The sequence below is a fragment of the Desulfonatronovibrio hydrogenovorans DSM 9292 genome, assembly GCF_000686525.1.
In the GTDB taxonomy this organism is placed as follows: domain Bacteria; phylum Desulfobacterota; class Desulfovibrionia; order Desulfovibrionales; family Desulfonatronovibrionaceae; genus Desulfonatronovibrio; species Desulfonatronovibrio hydrogenovorans.
On sequence record NZ_JMKT01000009.1, the window covers coordinates 337,913 to 354,392 of the forward strand.

The following is a 16,480-nucleotide window of genomic DNA, read 5'->3' on the forward strand; positions in this document are numbered from 1 at the left end:
AGAGCCTGAATTTCCTTTTGGTCACTTCCTCAGCTTGAAACTTTCCACCATGGTCTGCAGCTCAGTGGACTGCTTTGAGAGTTCTTCTATCTGACTGGTGGCCTGGACCATGACTTCTACTGTGGATGATGCAATTTTACTGATATCGCTCAGGCTTCTATTGACCTCTTCACTGGCTGCGGACTGTTCCTCAGTGGCAGCGGCAATTGAGCTGACCTGACCTGATACATCCCTGGCTATGGCCAAAATATTGCGAAGTGCCTCTCCGGAGTTGTTTGCAAAGGATATGGCCTGATTTACAGCTTCCACAGTGTTGTCCATGCCCCGAATATTATCATCAGCTCCGGCCTGGATCAGGTTTATGGATTCTTCAACTTCCTTGGTTGCCACCATGGTTTTTTCAGCCAGCTTGCGCACTTCATCTGCCACAACAGCGAATCCCCGGCCGGCATCTCCAGCTCTGGCCGCTTCAATGGCTGCATTCAGAGCCAGCAGGTTTGTCTGATCAGCAATGTCTTGAATTACATCCATGATATTGCTGATCTGGTCGGCTTTGTGACCTAGCTGATCCAGGCTGTTCTTAACCGAACTGGAAAGATCCTGAACCCTGGAAATGGATTCAATGGATTTTTCCACTATTTGAGCACCGGTCTGAGCTTCTTCCCAGGCCTTGTCCGCTCCAGATGCTGCATTTGAAGCGCTTTTGGCTACTTCAAAGACTGTAGCGTTCATTTCTTCCATGGCAGACGCTGTTTCAGATGTCCTGTGGTTCTGATCATCAGCCCCCTTGCTGGATTGTTCAACCTGCCCGCTCAATTCCCTGACAGCTGAGTTTACCCGGGTAATAACCCCTTCAAGCTGAGATGCAGCTGCCAGCATCCCATCCTGTCTGGCCTGATCTGCCCTGGCCTTTGCCTGCACAGCCTCTGCCTCGGCTTTGCGGGCCTTTTCTGCTTCCATGGAATTTTTCTCAACAATACCCTCAAGCTTGTCCAGAAAACTGTTGATCCACCTTGCCAATTGAGTGGTTTCATCATTGCCCATCCTGGTTAAATCCAAGCGGGACTTAAGATCAGCTTTGCATTCAGCCACATCCAGCATTATTTTTGACATTGCTTTCAAGCGCATGGTGAGCATGGCCGGAATCCGGCGGTAGTAAAGAAAACAACCCAGCGCTGCGCTGAAAAGAGCTGACAAGTATGTGAGAGATCGGGGCAGACCTGAAACATCACCAAGTCCCATGACCATCAGGGGAATAAGTGTCAACGGTAAAACCAGACGCATCATTTGAAACCCGATCGAACGCGGTCGGTATGCTTCCTCTAGATCACATTCGCACATCATGCCCCATGTATCTGCAGAACCTGGCATTCGTAAGAGGACACCCTTTCCGATCACCGGAACATGCCTGTAATCCGGATAACCAGGATACTCCACAAACAGGTTTTCCCCGTTCCTGATGGTTTCCCTGACTCCTGGAAGCAGTTCTCCGGTGGATGGATTGACAAAATTCAATTCAAACTCGGTATGATTTTTGACCTTTACTTTGCCCCAGGGTGCAGTAAGGCCCTTTTTCAGGTTCGGACCCTGGCTGAAGGTCTCATCCTCAAATCTGGACCGGGACAGGGCCGTTCCAGGAGCAATGGATGGATCAAAACAGGATTCGACCATGAAAAGATAGTTATCTCCAGAATCAGAATAAATATGGCCTGCTTCACGCTGGATCAGGTCCCCCAGGACATCCATTGGAACCCGGCCGCACAGGCAGTCTTTTGATCCCGACTTCCTGACCAAGGGCTGAAAAAACATCAGAGTTACTTCATCATGAAAACTGGAAGATGAAGGACCAAGGCTGCCCGTGACTGGATCAAGATAAGGACCGTGAAGAAAGGGCTTTTCAAGTCCCTGCTCCAGTGCCTTGGCATGAACGCCTGATTTAGCTGTGTTTCTTTGCCCACTGGAGGAAGCCAGGAGTCTGCCCTGGTGATTTACAACAAAAAGCTCAGAAAAATCAGTTGACTTTTCCAGGCCACCTTGAAGCAGGGCCAGGGTTTCATCCTGGGATTTTTCCTGACCAAGTTGACTGGTCAGCTCTGCCAGAAATTGCCATTGGCCCTTTGCCCAATCCAGTAATGCCTGTTTCCTGGTTTCTGCCAGACATTCAAAAATCTGTTCTATATCCGACACCTTATCCCTGTTCAGGAAAAAGGACCAGCCCAAGGCAAGTCTTCCATGGGGCCCCTTCCAGGGAAGCCATTTTTTTTCCTGTGCACTGAGAATCATTTTTTTCTTATTCATACCCCAACCTTTTTCTGTCCTAAATAGTTATGCATTAAAAACAGACCGTTAATAAAAGAGCAAACTTCGTGGATTATAACTGGCTTAAATTATATCAAGTTTACTGTTGAAAAATGTCCAGAATATGACAGGCAGGATGATAAAAGGTTAATACCGGATAAAAAAATCCGGATTCTGTAATGAATCACAAGCTAAAAACCAGCATTCTGCTCTGCACCATGTTGTTAAAGTTAGATATGATTATTACAGACTGTGCTCCTGATCCGGGATTGCATGACCATTATTGTCCCCCTCATTTTCCCGGCCCAGATAATTACAGATCCGCCAGACATGGTAGCATACCCTGTCCAGCCAGCGCATGGCATCAAGCAGGTCAAGAGCAGCTGTGGGATCTTGTTGGCCATGAACTGTCTGGTCCAGAACAGCTGGTCGTTCCTTTCTGCGCAGCTCGGCCAGCGCCCTGGCCTTTTGCTCAATTTGCCCGCTCCAGTCTCTGTTTTCCTCTCCCCTGAGCCCGGACAGGGCCAGGTCCATGATGTCCCGGGACAATCTAACTGCCGGCTGCAGGGCTTCAGCTGACATGACCTTTCTTATCCTGTCTGGTGGATAAAAATGGGTAGTCAGCCGCATCAGATGATCAATGGCATGCATCTGACTAATCCTGGCCCTGGACATGGGCTGTTCTTCAGATACGGATGGAATCCTGGAAAAGAAATGTTGAGTTTTTTCCAGGGCCTCCCTGGACAGGGCAAGGGATTTGTCCAGGCTGTAAGGTCGATTAAGAATAGCTGAACTTATCCCGGTGATCAGGATCATTGCCACTTTGACCAGCACTCTTCTGGTGGCTTCCAGGGCCACCATGGGAGCGTGGAGCAGGCTGTCGTCAAGATGTCTGGTCAGGACCGGACCTTTGTCTGGCAAAAGCCCCTCGATGAATCTGGAAAAACTGTTCACAAAGGGGAGAAAAATGGCCACCCCCATGGCAATAAAGAATGTGTGAAAGGCAGCCAGGCTGACAGCTCCGGGTTCAAGCCCAAGGTGCACCTGCATCAGTTCGATCACCCAGAGCAGGATGGGCAGCAGCAGTATGGCGATCAAACCTGTGGCCAGGTTGAACAGGACATGGGCCAAAGCAGTGCGTTTGGCCGGTATGCTGGCTCCTATGGCAGCCAGGGCGCCGGTTACAGTGGTGCCTACTGCTGCTCCGATGACTATTGAGGCGGCCTGGTCAAAATTGACTGTGCCGGTATGCAAAGCAGTCAGGGCAGTTGCCACGGCAGCACTGGAAGACTGCATCACCACTGTCATCACCGCACCAATGACCATGGCCAGCAGATGGCCCCAGATACCTATGCTGGGAAGCTGGGCCAGGTTAAACATCCCTGAAATGCCCCTCATCCCATCCTGCAAAGACTCAATACCCACAAAAATCAATCCAAATCCTGCCAGGGCCATGCCCAGGGACTTCCATCGACCATGGGCCAGAAGTTTGATAAAAGCTCCGATTCCCACCAGGGGCAGGGCATAAAAACCCACGCTGACCTTGAGCCCCAGGACAGATACAATCCACCCTGTCCCAGTAGTGCCGAAACTTGCACCCAGGACAACACCCACAGCCTGAGCAAAGGTCAAGAGTCCTGCACTGACAAAACCGATTACCGTAACAGTGGTGGCACTGGAAGACTGGACCATTACAGTTACAATCGCTCCAGACCCGAACGCCTTAAAAGGAGTCCCGGTAAAACGAATCAGAGCCTTTTGCAGGGACTGGCCGGCAAAGGATTTTAAACCGTCAGTCAGCAGAATCATCCCCAGTACAAAGAGACCGACTCCGCCAGCAAGTTTGAAAAGCATGGCAATCATGAAATATATCCTTTATCCACAGGTGATATCCGGACAGGATGATACTGAATCAGCTTTTTTAAATCAGGTTTCAATGGTCTGCAGCATGCTTCAACTGGACCAGAAAAAGAATAATGTCTTCTTTTTTCAGATTATCAAAAACATTATACCTGATTAATCAAAAAAAGGGTTTCCAGGAAAATCCCGAAAACCCTTTACTGTCCTTGGTGCCGGAGGAGAGACTCGAACTCTCATGACCGTAAGGCCGCGGGATTTTGAGTCCCGTGCGTCTACCAATTTCACCACTCCGGCAAAAAAATAATATTAAATTTCTTAAAAGGTTAGGTCAAGATTTTTTTTAAAAATTCAGACGATAAAGGCTTTGACCAGGAGGGGTTATTGTGGCAAAAATCACACGACTTAAAACGACATATTTCCAATTAATCCTGAGCGGAGTCCATATGCTGAGTGAAAAGTATCTTGAAGATCTGGAAAAATACCTTAAGTCCGGGGCCCTGGAAAAAGACTTTGAGTATTCATCTGAGGAAAGGCGTCTTGAAATTCTGGACTACCTGGAAAGACTCATGGATCTGGCAGAACTTGCCGATGAAACAGCCACCAAGATCATTTTCAAAAACACTGAACTGGGTCAGGCTTTTGGGGCCAGAGCCCAGAAATAACGCTTCTTGCGGTTCACCTGATACTCCATCAGGTCTACAGTTTCAAATTCCGGAAAATCCTGATTATCCGGCCTTTGCCCGCTCAGGATGACCAGTCTCCCATCCTTGTCCAGCATACCCTGAACCAGGGGCAATAGTTCAGGCCAGGGCATAAAAGCCCTGCTCAGAATTACCCTGGCCGGCAGAATCTGAGGATCAATTTCCTGGATTCTGACATTGAGCACATAGGTGTCTTTAAGGTCCAGGGCCATAAGGGCCTGACTCATGAAAACCGTCCGTTTCATCCTGCTTTCCACCAGATAGTAACTGCCCTTTTTCCAGGCCAGACGAAGAGGTATGCCTGGAAGACCGGCCCCAGCACCCAAATCCAGAATTACCGACCCTGCCTGATCATCATATATCCTGTTCAGGAAGTCAGCCAGGTAAAAGCTGTCCAGGATCAGGTCATTGAGAATCACCTTCCAGTCTGACGGACCCACCAGATTCATGACCCTGTTCCACTTGAGGAGCAGGCTGAGGTAAACATATAAGCCCTGAACCACCTCCTGAGAGAGAAGCAATCCCTTTCCACTCAGCTCATGCTCCAGCTGCTGGTAATTCATCTTTTCCAGCTCCTTGAAGTAGTTATTCATGTTATGGCCAACCGCGAGGACATCTGTGGTTATCTTTATTAAAAGACAAGTTATTTCTTTAGGTTATCCTGGACAGGCCTGACTTGCTTACCACAAGTTAAATACTCGACTTTTAAATCATTACAGGTTAAATTATAAAGTTATCTGTTTTTTGTTAGCAATAACTTTGGGGCTGTCAGCCCCTGGAACCCATTTAAACGCCTGTCGGGGGAAAAATGACAGAAACAAAGACCGCTCTTCTCTTTCCAGGTCAGGGCTCCCAGGAAAAGAACATGGGACGCCAGCTGGCTGAAAAAGAAACCCAGGCCATGGAACTATGGCAGAAAGCGGAAAAGATATCCGGACATCCACTGCGGGAGATTTTCTGGGACGGAGAAGATCAGGACATGTCCCGTACCGAATACTTGCAGCCCGCCTTGACCGTTGTCAATCTTAATGTATGGTTTCACTTCCAAAGCAGGCTTGCCCCTGCCTTTATGGCCGGGCACAGCCTGGGTGAATTCTGCGCCTTATGCGCCTCCAGGGTCCTGAGTGTGGAAAAGACCCTGGAGCTGGTCTCCCTGAGGGGAAGACTCATGGCTGAATCTGGCCGGCAATCAAACGGGGGTATGGCAGCGGTTCTCAAGCTGGACCAGGGTCTTGTGGAAGAGATGGTCCAGGATGCAGCAGAAAAAACCGGAAACTTGATCATCATTGCCAACTACAATACTCCACGGCAGTTTGTGGTCAGCGGGAGCCGACAGGCTATTGAATTCCTTGAGTCAGGAGTTAAAAAGGCCCGGGGAAGAATGGTCCTTTTACCGGTCAGCAGTGCTTTTCATAGTCCTATGATGGACGAGGCTGCTCATGAACTGGCCAAAATGATGGAAAAGGTTGACTGGAAAAACCCTGATTGCAGCATCTACTTCAATTCAACTGCCCAGCCGGAAAATGACCCGGTCAGAATCAAGGAAATAATGAAGAGTCAGATGATCTCTCCAGTCTATTTTGTTCAGCTGGTCAGGGCCATGGTCGAAGCCGGCGCTGGAAAGTTCTACGAATCAGGTCCCAAAGGCGTCCTGTCCAGGATGATTCCCCAGATTCTTGACCGCAGGGAAATTGAAGCAGTCAATCTTGATGCCCAGGATGCAGCAGTTTGATGAGCGGACCAGAAGTTCCGCCAGAACCTTGGGGCCATGAATAAGCTTGCTCCTGGAACCGGCGGTCATTACCTGAACAACATGAACCTTTTTCTTACGGATAATCCATGAACCCAAAAGAATACCTCCAGACCATTCTGTCCGATGTTCTCAAAGAGATGGATCTGGCCTGGCCGGAAAAAGCAACTATAGAACCGCCCAGGGAAAAAAAATTCGGTGACCTGGCCTGTAACGTAGCCATGATCCTCAGCAAACAGGCAAGTCAGAATCCCAGGCAGCTGGCCGAACAGATCAAGAATAGTTTAAGCAGTCATACCCGTGACTTGAAAACAATTGAAATCGCCGGGCCCGGTTTTCTGAACTTCACCTTTAACAAAGAATACTGGCTGACCACCCTGGACCGGATCAGCAAGGAAACGGAATCCTATGGATCTTCCGACTTTGGCCAGGGATCAAAGGTCCAGGTTGAATATGTATCTGCCAATCCCACTGGACCCCTCCATATAGGCCATGGCCGGGGCGCAGCTGTTGGGGATTCACTGGCCAGGATCATGCGTTTTGCCGGTTATGAGGTCACAACTGAATATTACCTCAACGACGCCGGCAGGCAAATGAATGTCCTGGGAATTTCCACCTGGATCAGATACCAGAACCTGTGCGGCTTGCAGATAGCCCTTGATCCGGACCACTACCAGGGCGAATACTTGATAGAGGTTGCTGAAACCCTGCACAATGAATACAGCATCAGCCTCCTGGACATGCCAGAGGAAAGGGCTGTTTCAATCTGCCGGGAAAGGGCCATGGAAACCATTCTGGACGGCATCAAACAGGACCTTCAGGAATTTCGGGTTGAGCATCAGATCTGGTTTTCCGAAAACAGCCTTATCCAGGACAATAAGGTTGAGCAGACCATTGACTGGCTGAAGAAAAACAACATGGCCTACGATATGGACGGGGCTGTATGGTTTAAAAGTACCATCCTGGGTGATGACAAGGACCGGGTTTTGCAAAAGTCCGACAGCACCCTGACCTATTTTGCTTCGGACATAGCCTATCATAAAGACAAGTACGACCGCGGCTTTGACCTGGTTGTGGATATCTGGGGAGCTGATCATCACGGATATGTTCCCAGAATGAAGGCCGCAGTTCAGGCCCTGGGCAGACCGGCCCAGAGCCTGGAGGTCATCCTGGTTCAACTGGTCAACCTGCTCAGGGAAGGTGAACAGGTGGCCATGTCCACCAGGTCCGGCCAGTTTGTTCCTCTGAAGGACGTCATCCAGGAAGTTGGAACTGATGCCTGCCGGTTTATATTTCTAAGCCGCAAGAGTGACAGCCATCTGGACTTTGATCTTGAAGTGGTCAAAAGAAAGACCATGGATAATCCTGTTTACTATGTCCAGTACGCCCACGCCAGAATCTGTTCCCTGTTTGCCAAAGCAGAGGAAAGAGGAATATCAGCTCTGAACAGGGATCTGGATTTAAAGCTTTTAGACACTCAGGAAGATATTGATCTTTTGAAAAAAATGGCTGAATTCCCGGAAGTGGTAGCATCATCAGCCAAAAATCTCAGCCCCCATCATCTGAGCTACTATCTGATGGAGCTTGCAGGTCTGCTGCACAGGTACTATACTGTACATCCCGTTTTAGCGGCCGACAACCAGGATCTCATTCAGGCCAGAATGGTCCTGTTCAATGCCGTGGCAGTGGTTCTGAAAAACGGCCTTAAACTCCTGGGAGTAACCGCTCCGGAAAGAATGTGAGCATATGGCAGCCAGAAACCAGAAAAAAAAGGGCCCCAAAGCCAGCCCAGGGTTCAAGCTTGAGCTGAACTTTACCAGAGCACTGTCTCTGGGGGCCTTTATAATCCTGGCCGTGGTCTGGTCTTTTATCCTGGGGGTCTTTATCGGCCGGGGCTATGATCCGGAAGATGTGATACCGGATATTTCCAGGATAATCCCTGACTCTACAGAGGAACGCAGCGTTCCCAGGGTCTTGCGGCCCGAAGAGCTGGAATTTTTTGACAAGCTCAGGTCAACTCCGTCCCAGCCTGCTCCTGCAGCACCAGCCCCGCCTGCCCCCCAGGCAAGGATTGATCCTCAACCCCGAATCGAGCCTCGGCCTGATCCTGCTCCTGCACCTGAAACCGTTCCCAGGGAAAAGTTTGTCTACACTTATCAGGTTGGCTCCTTTCAGACCATGGAACGGGCCGGCCGTCTCCAGCAGATGCTCATGGACGACGGCATTACAGCCAGCATCACCAAGGCCTTTGCCGGGGATGAACCCTGGTTCAGGGTCATTGTTGAATTTGAAACTTCTGCTGAAGAGGCTCCAGCCATGATGGAGCAGCTCAAAAAACATGGAATCAACCAGCCCCTGTTCAGGGGGAAACGTCCATCATGAGAGTGATTATCAGACTTGACCAGACAAAATGATTGACATGAACTCGGTTTTGAGCTTTAGATTTTCAACTTTGCCGGAGCAGGAACCACAGAACAACGTTCCAGTTCATATCAATATTCCCGCCATGGAGGATACCTAAACATGTTTACAGAAACTTTTGTTCCTAGCCGAGCCTTTTTTACCCGAGGAATCGGGCGTCATAAAAACAAGCTCCAGTCTTTCGAACTGGCCCTTAGGGATGCCGGAATCGAAAAACAGAATCTGGTATATGTTTCAAGTATATTTCCCCCGAACTGCAAAATGCTTTCTGTAGAGGAAGGGGTCAAGGAACTGCTTCCGGGCCAGATCACTTTCTGCGTTATGGCCAGGAATGCTACCAATGAAAAGGGCAGGCTTGTTGGATCCGCTGTGGGCATGGCCTTTCCTGCTGCCCAGAGCCAGTACGGTTACATATCCGAACACACTGCATTTGGAGCTGATGAAAACGAGATCGGTGACTTTGCCGAAGATCTGGCCTCCACCATGCTGGCCACCACCCTAGGCATAGATTTCGATCCGGAAAAGGATTATGATCAGCGCAGGCAGATCTACATGATGAGCGGACAGATTGTGGACTCGGCTTCTGCTCCTTGTGTTACAACCGGTGTAGCCGGTCTGTGGACAACAACCATATCAGCTGCTGTCTTTCTTCCCTGATTTTCATTAATTCCCAATGCAGTCCGGACTGCCCCGGCGGTCCGGACCAACCTTGGATTAAAAGATGTATAACAACTTTCTGGACCTGGAGTCATCAGAACAGGGAACATTCCCCGTCCATGTCTGGCCGGTTCCTTATCAGGGAACGGTCAGTTTCGGTGATGGAACCAAAAACGGCCCGGAAGCAATTCTCAAGGCCAGTTATCAGATCGAGCCTTATGACCCTGAGCTTGATACAGACATAAGCCGGCTCTGCTTTTTCAAAACCCTGCCCTTTCACCGGGTCAGTGCAGGCGGTCCAGGCCATCTTTACCAGGAAATGAAAGATTATCTGAGTAATTTTGATCCAGGCCGGGACTTTTTTTTGACCTTGGGCGGAGAACATTCCATAACTTATCCCCTGGTGGACTTTTACGCCCGAAAATACCCGGATCTGGCTGTAATCCAGCTGGATGCCCATGCTGACCTGAGGCCGGAATTCGAAGGAAGCCCCTATTCCCATGCCTGTGTCATGGCCAGGATCAGGGATCTGGGCCTTAAAACAGTGCAGATGGGTATCAGAAGCCTGGACAAGGGTGAATCTCTGCTTATCAGCAGCAGCCCCGAACATATTCTCCCCCTCTATCCCTGGGACCTCCCGACCCCTGAGCAGGCTGCGTCCAGGGTCAAAAAATTCATCGGCACGTCTCCTGTTTATGTTTCCTTTGACGCTGATGGACTTGACCCTTCCATTATGCCCGGCACAGGAACCCCGGAGCCAGGAGGGCTGTCCTATGGCTGGGTTAAGGATTTCTGGAAGGCCTTATGGCCCGGCCCAAGGCTGGTGGGTATGGACTTTTGCGAGCTGTCCCCCCTGCCGGGAAGCGTTGTTTCTGAGTCAGTGGCAGTAAAATCCATTCTCAAAATTCTGGCCACCTACTTTTCCAGACTGCGGGAATAAGTGATCTCAAGTCTGATCAACAGATAACTAACCGGGTAAAATCAGTTCAGCATGAAAAAAAAGAAAGCCATCCGAACCATCGAATCCCTGCACAATCCCGGAGAAATGGGGCTTAAGCCCCTGGTATCCCTTGATCCTGACCAAATCGACGATTTTGACGATCTCTTACAGGCCATGTCCAAGACATCCTTCAGCGGCCGCAGCCTTGGCGAATCCCTGGATGTTCTGGAGGAAATGGTCACCGACCCTGACTGCTGCGTGGTCGGCACTTTTTCCGGGGCCATGACCGTGGCTAAAATGGGCACCCTGATCTGCAAGATGATTGAGGAGGGATGGCTCAATGTGGTCATTTCCACCGGAGCCCTTATGGCCCACGGGTTCATCGAGTCCATAGGTCTTAAACATTATAAGTATGAAAAAGAGCTCATGGACGATAAAGAGCTCTTCAAGCACGGATTTAACCGGGTCTACGACACCCTGGAACCTGAAATTAACTTCATCAGGGCTGAAGACATCATCCACAAGGTCATGCAGGGCATTGACCCCAATGAAATCCTGTGTTCAGAAAAAATCTGCCGGAAAATCGGACAGTACCTCAATGCCAATATCGAAGGCAGAGGAATCTTGAAGAGTGCCTACCAGCATGGGGTCCCGGTTTATATACCGGCTTTTACTGATTCTGAACTGGCCCTGGACATTGCCACCCATATTTTAAGGATCAAAACAGACGCTCTGGAAGGTGAGGATTTTTCAAGTATCCCCTATCCGTTCAACCCCTTTCACGATCTTTTGAGCTATACCAGAAAAATAGCCAAATCCAAAAAAATCGGGATCTTCACCATAGGCGGGGGAGTGCCCAGGAATTGGGGTCAGCAGGTGGGACCTTTTCTGGAAATAGCCAATCAGCGCCTAAAGGAAGTGGACCTTCCCCTGAGAAGGTTTCAGTATGGAGTCCGGATATGCCCGGAACCGGTTCACTGGGGGGGACTCTCAGGATGTACTTACCAGGAAGGGATATCCTGGGGTAAATTTGTTCCCAGAAGCGAGGGCGGCAGGTATGCAGAGATATACTCCGATGCCACCATTGCCTGGCCGATCCTGATCAAAGGTCTGCAGCAGAGACTGGCCAAAAAGAAATGATCAGGTCTGCTGCTTCTGCCTGATCCAGTCTACAGCAACCTGAAAATCAAGGCTGCCGCTGTAGATGGCCCGGCCGGTAATGGCCCCTTCCAGACCCTTGTCCACCAGATGGTAAATCTGCATTATATCTTCAAGAACAGATACCCCGCCGGCAATGAGGACCGGTTTATCCGTCAGACCAAGCATCTTTTCCAGGGCATCCATGTTTATTCCGCTCTGCATGCCATCCCTGGATATATCCGTATACACAAAAAAAGCACTGCCCATTTCCTCAAGTTCCGGGACCACGTCCTGGATCATCAAACCGGTATCCTCCACCCAGCCCCTTGACTTGAGTCTTCCGTCCCGGGCATCCAAGGATACCCCGATTTTCCCAGGATATTCAGTACACAGCCGGGCAAATAATTCTTTGTTCTCAAGGGCCATGGTCCCGATGATCAGTCTTTTAACCCCAGCGTCCAGATAGGCTTTGGCAGTATCCAGATCCCTGATTCCTCCCCCCAGCTGGACAGGTATGCCCACTCTGGAGCAGATATCCCTGACCAGTTCCCTGTTGACCGGTTTTCCGGAAAAGGCACCGTCCAGATCCACCAGGTGCAGCCAGCCAGCTCCCAGACGCTCCCAGTGCTCAGCCATGGCTGCCGGATCAGATGAAAATACGGTTACTTCATTTTCCAGGCCCTGTCTGAGCCTGACACATTGTCCATCCTTGATATCAATGGCTGGGAAAAGAATCATAAATCAAGCTCCCTGACTCCGAGTTCCAGGCCTTCCCTGGCCAGTTCTCTGGCTGAAACCCATTTTCCTCCCCGCTGAAGGAAACGGCCCATGCCCAGGATATTTTCTGTCAGCGACTGCTGCCTTTCATCAAACAGATATCTGTTAAGCCTAAGCTCATTGAGGTCAATGAGATTCAACTCAAGGGTGACCTTGGCTGGTTCGTCAACTCCCCATTCCCCTCCTTTGCGTTCTCTCCAGTCAAACACAAAGGGGACCAGGATATAATCTGCAGGCACACACTTTCCCACCTGAACCCAGTAGTGAAAGGCCGAACCAGGTGAAGTCCCGTGGGTGACCAACTCAGTGCACTGTTCAAGCAGCCTGGGGTTGATCACAGTATGTCTGCTCCCGGCAGTAAGGGCGGCAAGATCACTGTCCAGCTTTTTCAGGACGTCCTGATCGATTTTCCGCTCTCCAACTATAACATGGTTGTTGATCATCTGCCACCGGTGTACAGGATGGGAAAAAGAAGCCACTGCAACCACGGCTTTTTCCGGCAGAACATCAACAGGCCGTTTGGGGGCGCAGGACCAGGAAATCAGGCCTGTGACCAGAACCAGTATGATTATTTTTTTCATCTTCAATCCAGTGATCCCTTTGTACTCAGGATCTCGGCCCTGCCCTGGAAGACTGCCTGTCTCAAACCCAGGCCGGTTGCCTTGAAGGCTGATTCCAGGAGATGGTGAGAGTTGGACCCGTAAAGAAAGTTTATATGCAGATTCAGCCGGGCATTAAAGGCCAGGGACTTAAAAAACTCCCGCCAGAGGTCTTTTTCCTGACCGGCTATGATTCCCGATAAAAGATGGTCTCCCTGGTAGACCAGGTAGGGCCTGCCGGATATATCCACCACTGCCTCGGCCATGGCCTCATCCATGGGAACTCTGGCCAATCCGATCCGGTTGATGCCTCTCCGGTCACCAAGGGCCTGAAGCAGGGCCTGGCCAAGACAGATTCCCACGTCTTCCAGAGAGTGGTGAGCATCCACCTGGATGTCGCCCTGACACTCCAGCTTCAAATGGATGTCTGCCCAGTGACTCAAGAGAGTCAGCATGTGATCGGCAAACCCAAATCCGGTTTCAATCCGGTTTTCCCTGGCTCCCTGATCCAGATCCAGTTCCAGGGATATCCTGGTTTCCAGAGTGTCTCTTTTGATGACTGCCTTTCTCATTCAAAACTCCGTCATTAAAATATGGGAGTTAACACCAGGAATCAGGACTGATCTTCCTGTTCCTGGTCCTCTGCCTCTTTCTTTTTTTTCTTTTTTTCCTTTCTGTCTTTTCTCTCCTTGCCCCAAATATAGGCCACCAGTATCCCCAATTCATAAAGGACCACCAGAGGACCGGACATGAGAACCTGACTTATGATATCCGGCGGTGTCAGCAGGGCAGAAGCAATAAAGGCCAGCAGGATGGCGTATTTTCTCTGTTTTCTAAGGGTCTTGGAACTGACTATGCCCAGTCGGGCCAGAAAGAAAATAAACAATGGCAGCTCAAAGGCTATCCCAAAGGCAAACAGGAGTTTAATGGAGAAGCTCAAGTATTCCCGCAGGGAAGGCATGGGCTGAATCATATCCGTTGCAAAGCCCATGAAAAAGTTAAAACCTATTGGAAAAACTATAAAATAGCCGAAAAGGGCTCCAGTGACAAAAAACAGGGCCGAGAAAAAAGCTATGGGTAAAATAAATTTTTTCTCAGTATCATAGAGTCCGGGACCGACGAACTTCCAGATCTGATAAAAGATGTACGGACTGGCCAGAAATACTCCGGCCACAAAAGCCACCTTGAGGTAAGTGAAAAAGGCTTCAGGCAGGGAAGTAAAGATCATGGTGCTCTCAGGAGGAAGCACCTCGATAAGGGGGCTCATGAGCAGATCAAAAAGATCCTCTTTAAACCCGTAACAGGCCAGAAAGCCGATAAAGGCGGCAATGACCACCCTGAAAAGCCTTTTTCTAAGCTCTTCCAGGTGTTCGGTAAAGGTCATCCCATCCGGTACGGATCCGGCCTTATCCTCTTTTTTATCCATGTCTTCAGAGTTCATCAGGCAGTGCCGCTCTTTTTATCGGGTTCAGATTGACTTTTTTCTGCGTCCTGGGTGATTTTTTCCTCTGGATAAGGATCCTGCTGGTTATGCTCCTGGGAGTCCGGACTCTCTTTGCTGGCTTTACCAGCCATTTCCTTTTTGATTCTTTTCTTGGCCCTTATCTCCTCATCCCGGTCCACCTCCATCTCAATGGTCCTTTTGACATCTGTGGTAACCCTTCGAAACTCAGCCAGGGTCTTACCCAGAGACTTGGCTATTTCAGGCAGCTTTTTCGGTCCCAGGACCAGCAGGGCCACCACCAGGATAACAATGATTTCAGTTGTTCCTATTCCAAACATGACATTATTCCCACTCTATGGTGCTGGGCGGCTTGGAGGAAATATCCAGGACCACCCTGTTTACCCCTTTAACTTCATTGATGATCCTGTTGGAGATTCCAGCCAGTATTTCCGATGGAACCCGGCTCCAGTCGGCAGTCATGGCATCGACACTGTCCACTATACGCAAGGCAATAACATTTTCATATGTCCTTTCATCGCCCATGACCCCCACTGTCTTCAGAGGAAGCAGAACTGCAAAACCCTGCCAGACCTTCCTGTACCAGTCCGAGGCCTGAAGCTCGTTTTGTACGATACGATCAGCCTTGCGCAGGATATCCAGACGCTCTGGAGTAACCTCGCCGATGATCCTTATGGCCAGCCCGGGCCCGGGAAAGGGGTGCCGCCAGACAAAGACGTCAGGGATGCCCAGCTCCACCGCCACCTTGCGAACCTCATCCTTGAACAGCTCCCGCAGCGGCTCCACAAGCTTGAGATTCATCTTTTCCGGCAGACCTCCCACATTATGATGGCTTTTGATAACAGCAGAAGGCCCTTTAAAGGAAACGCTCTCAATTACGTCTGGATACAGTGTTCCCTGAGCCAGCCACTGGACGCCTGGGATGGCCCTGGCCTCTTCGTCAAAGACCTCGATAAAGGTGTGCCCGATGATTTTTCTTTTCTTTTCCGGGTCTTCCACGCCCTTTAACTTGCTCAGGAAGCGGTCCTGAGCCTGGACATACTTGAGGTTGAGATCAAAATGTTCCTTAAGGGTCTCAACCACCTCTTCACCTTCTCCATGTCTCAGGACTCCGTTGTCCACCAGAATGCAATGCAGTCTTTTGCCAATGGCCTTATGCAGAAGAATAGCAACTACAGTTGAGTCAATGCCACCGCTCAGCCCGCAGACCACCTGGCCTTCATCTCCGATGGTCTGACGCATGGAATCAATGGCACTGTCAATGAAGGAACTCATGGACCAGTCCGGCTTGAGCCCTGCTATCTTGAACAGAAAGTTGTGCAGAATCCGGAAGCCTTCCTCGGTGTGGGCCACCTCAGGGTGGAACTGGACAGCATAAATCTTTTTTTCCGGATTGCCTATGGCCGCGATTTCAACACTGGCAGTCCTGGCCAGGACATCAAACCCAGGGGGGGGAGCAAGCACTGTATCCCCGTGGGACATCCAGACCGTAAGATTTTCCTTGTCCTGCAGGCTGTCCCACAGGGGACACTGACAGGCGAATTCAAGGGTTGAACGTCCGTACTCCCGGTTGATGGAAGGTTCCACTGTTCCGGAAAAGGTATGGGCAATGAGCTGCATCCCGTAGCAGATGCCCAGAACCGGCAGGCCAAGATCAAACACTTCCGGATCAATACCCGGAGAATCACTGGAGCCGACACTGGCCGGTCCCCCGGATAAGACCAGGGCTGAAGGCTTAATTGTTTTAAGTTCATCCAGGCTGATGGTGCACGGATGGATCTCGGAATAAACCCCGGCCTCCCTGATCCTCCTGGCTATGAGCTGGGTATACTGGGAACCGAAATCAATAATAATGACTTTGCTTTGCACCTGCAT

At 50.1% G+C, this 16,480-nt stretch carries 16 protein-coding genes and 1 tRNA gene; 7 read left to right on the plus strand and 10 right to left on the minus strand.

Translation table 11 applies throughout. The annotated features are described in order from the left end of the window. Positions 1-21 precede the first annotated feature (21 nt). The 3 genes from P771_RS16790 to P771_RS0107015 all read right to left on the minus strand — a co-directional run bounded on the left by P771_RS16790 (position 22) and on the right by P771_RS0107015 (position 4,452). Positions 22-2,298 (minus strand): methyl-accepting chemotaxis protein, encoded by a 2,277-nt coding sequence (locus P771_RS16790; protein ID WP_035244005.1) that lies wholly within the window; start codon positions 2,296-2,298, stop codon positions 22-24. Between the two features lie 243 nt (positions 2,299-2,541). After that, positions 2,542-4,161: a Na/Pi cotransporter family protein gene (locus P771_RS16795; RefSeq protein ID WP_051617175.1), complete on the minus strand. Its 1,620-nt coding sequence runs from the start codon at positions 4,159-4,161 to the stop codon at positions 2,542-2,544. 204 nt (positions 4,162-4,365) lie between these two features. Then, positions 4,366-4,452, minus strand: a tRNA-Leu gene (locus tag P771_RS0107015). Positions 4,453-4,601: 149 nt separating this feature from the next. Between P771_RS0107015 and P771_RS0107020 the strand changes: the two genes are divergently transcribed. Next, on the plus strand, positions 4,602-4,820 hold the full coding sequence (locus P771_RS0107020; protein ID WP_028574590.1) for a hypothetical protein: 219 nt from the start codon (positions 4,602-4,604) through the stop codon (positions 4,818-4,820). On the opposite strand, the gene P771_RS16800 is transcribed toward P771_RS0107020, so the two are convergent. Beyond that, positions 4,790-5,452: a 16S rRNA (guanine(527)-N(7))-methyltransferase RsmG gene (locus tag P771_RS16800; protein WP_035244006.1), complete on the minus strand. Its 663-nt coding sequence runs from the start codon at positions 5,450-5,452 to the stop codon at positions 4,790-4,792. The two genes, P771_RS0107020 and P771_RS16800, sit on opposite strands and share 31 nt — an antisense overlap. 215 nt (positions 5,453-5,667) lie before the next feature. Between P771_RS16800 and P771_RS0107030 the strand changes: the two genes are divergently transcribed. From P771_RS0107030 to P771_RS0107055, 6 genes are all read left to right on the plus strand, one after another. Continuing rightward, the gene (locus tag P771_RS0107030; protein WP_028574591.1) at positions 5,668-6,591 is read left to right on the plus strand and encodes an ACP S-malonyltransferase; all 924 of its coding nucleotides are present in this window, start codon (positions 5,668-5,670) and stop codon (positions 6,589-6,591) included. Between the two features lie 107 nt (positions 6,592-6,698). Then, positions 6,699-8,351 carry an arginine--tRNA ligase gene (gene argS / locus P771_RS0107035; RefSeq protein ID WP_028574592.1) on the plus strand — a complete coding sequence of 551 codons (1,653 nt, stop codon included), beginning with the start codon at positions 6,699-6,701 and terminating at the stop codon, positions 8,349-8,351. A gap of 4 nt (positions 8,352-8,355) precedes the next feature. After that, positions 8,356-8,991, plus strand: a complete 636-nt coding sequence (locus tag P771_RS0107040) for an SPOR domain-containing protein (protein ID WP_028574593.1) — start codon at positions 8,356-8,358, stop codon at positions 8,989-8,991. Positions 8,992-9,132: 141 nt separating this feature from the next. Continuing rightward, a complete protein-coding gene (locus P771_RS0107045) occupies positions 9,133-9,687 on the plus strand; it encodes a pyruvoyl-dependent arginine decarboxylase (protein WP_028574594.1) in 555 nt (184 codons plus the stop codon). Between the two features lie 64 nt (positions 9,688-9,751). Further along, positions 9,752-10,627, plus strand: coding sequence for an agmatinase (speB, locus tag P771_RS0107050; RefSeq protein WP_028574595.1), 876 nt, complete (start codon positions 9,752-9,754; stop codon positions 10,625-10,627). A 51-nt stretch (positions 10,628-10,678) separates the two neighbouring features. Beyond that, entirely contained in the window at positions 10,679-11,767 is a 1,089-nt protein-coding gene (locus tag P771_RS0107055; protein ID WP_028574596.1) for a deoxyhypusine synthase family protein, read from the plus strand. Here the strand turns inward: P771_RS0107055 and hisA are convergent, their stop codons facing one another. From hisA to guaA, 6 genes are read right to left on the minus strand one after another with little or no spacing between them, the layout of a single operon-like run. After that, the gene (hisA, locus tag P771_RS0107060) at positions 11,768-12,505 is read right to left on the minus strand and encodes a 1-(5-phosphoribosyl)-5-[(5-phosphoribosylamino)methylideneamino]imidazole-4-carboxamide isomerase (RefSeq protein ID WP_028574597.1); all 738 of its coding nucleotides are present in this window, start codon (positions 12,503-12,505) and stop codon (positions 11,768-11,770) included. It abuts the gene before it with no gap. Continuing rightward, positions 12,502-13,125, minus strand: coding sequence for a hypothetical protein (locus P771_RS16805; protein WP_051617177.1), 624 nt, complete (start codon positions 13,123-13,125; stop codon positions 12,502-12,504). The genes hisA and P771_RS16805 overlap by 4 nt, the downstream gene beginning before the upstream one ends. A 2-nt stretch (positions 13,126-13,127) precedes the next feature. Continuing rightward, positions 13,128-13,715, minus strand: a complete 588-nt coding sequence (gene hisB, locus P771_RS0107070; protein ID WP_028574598.1) for an imidazoleglycerol-phosphate dehydratase HisB — start codon at positions 13,713-13,715, stop codon at positions 13,128-13,130. A gap of 41 nt (positions 13,716-13,756) precedes the next feature. After that, on the minus strand, positions 13,757-14,527 hold the full coding sequence (gene tatC, locus P771_RS0107075; protein ID WP_028574599.1) for a twin-arginine translocase subunit TatC: 771 nt from the start codon (positions 14,525-14,527) through the stop codon (positions 13,757-13,759). 56 nt (positions 14,528-14,583) lie between these two features. Then, on the minus strand, positions 14,584-14,925 hold the full coding sequence (gene tatB / locus P771_RS16810) for a Sec-independent protein translocase protein TatB (protein ID WP_084301731.1): 342 nt from the start codon (positions 14,923-14,925) through the stop codon (positions 14,584-14,586). 4 nt (positions 14,926-14,929) lie between these two features. Next, complete coding sequence (guaA, locus tag P771_RS0107085) at positions 14,930-16,480, minus strand: glutamine-hydrolyzing GMP synthase (protein WP_028574600.1); 1,551 nt, start codon at positions 16,478-16,480, stop codon at positions 14,930-14,932.

What these genes read in the sequence shown, in the direction of transcription:
- P771_RS16790 (WP_035244005.1), bottom strand. Translation starts at nt 2,298, where the DNA reads ATGAATAAGAAAAAAATGATTCTCAGTGCACAGGAAAAAAAATGGCTT.
- P771_RS16795 (WP_051617175.1), bottom strand. Translation starts at nt 4,161, where the DNA reads ATGATTGCCATGCTTTTCAAACTTGCTGGCGGAGTCGGTCTCTTTGTA.
- P771_RS0107020 (WP_028574590.1), top strand. Translation starts at nt 4,602, where the DNA reads ATGCTGAGTGAAAAGTATCTTGAAGATCTGGAAAAATACCTTAAGTCC.
- P771_RS16800 (WP_035244006.1), bottom strand. Translation starts at nt 5,452, where the DNA reads ATGAATAACTACTTCAAGGAGCTGGAAAAGATGAATTACCAGCAGCTG.
- P771_RS0107030 (WP_028574591.1), top strand. Translation starts at nt 5,668, where the DNA reads ATGACAGAAACAAAGACCGCTCTTCTCTTTCCAGGTCAGGGCTCCCAG.
- argS (WP_028574592.1), top strand. Translation starts at nt 6,699, where the DNA reads ATGAACCCAAAAGAATACCTCCAGACCATTCTGTCCGATGTTCTCAAA.
- P771_RS0107040 (WP_028574593.1), top strand. Translation starts at nt 8,356, where the DNA reads ATGGCAGCCAGAAACCAGAAAAAAAAGGGCCCCAAAGCCAGCCCAGGG.
- P771_RS0107045 (WP_028574594.1), top strand. Translation starts at nt 9,133, where the DNA reads ATGTTTACAGAAACTTTTGTTCCTAGCCGAGCCTTTTTTACCCGAGGA.
- speB (WP_028574595.1), top strand. Translation starts at nt 9,752, where the DNA reads ATGTATAACAACTTTCTGGACCTGGAGTCATCAGAACAGGGAACATTC.
- P771_RS0107055 (WP_028574596.1), top strand. Translation starts at nt 10,679, where the DNA reads ATGAAAAAAAAGAAAGCCATCCGAACCATCGAATCCCTGCACAATCCC.
- hisA (WP_028574597.1), bottom strand. Translation starts at nt 12,505, where the DNA reads ATGATTCTTTTCCCAGCCATTGATATCAAGGATGGACAATGTGTCAGG.
- P771_RS16805 (WP_051617177.1), bottom strand. Translation starts at nt 13,125, where the DNA reads ATGAAAAAAATAATCATACTGGTTCTGGTCACAGGCCTGATTTCCTGG.
- hisB (WP_028574598.1), bottom strand. Translation starts at nt 13,715, where the DNA reads ATGAGAAAGGCAGTCATCAAAAGAGACACTCTGGAAACCAGGATATCC.
- tatC (WP_028574599.1), bottom strand. Translation starts at nt 14,527, where the DNA reads ATGACCTTTACCGAACACCTGGAAGAGCTTAGAAAAAGGCTTTTCAGG.
- tatB (WP_084301731.1), bottom strand. Translation starts at nt 14,925, where the DNA reads ATGTTTGGAATAGGAACAACTGAAATCATTGTTATCCTGGTGGTGGCC.
- guaA (WP_028574600.1), bottom strand. Translation starts at nt 16,480, where the DNA reads ATGCAGGTGCAAAGCAAAGTCATTATTATTGATTTCGGTTCCCAGTAT.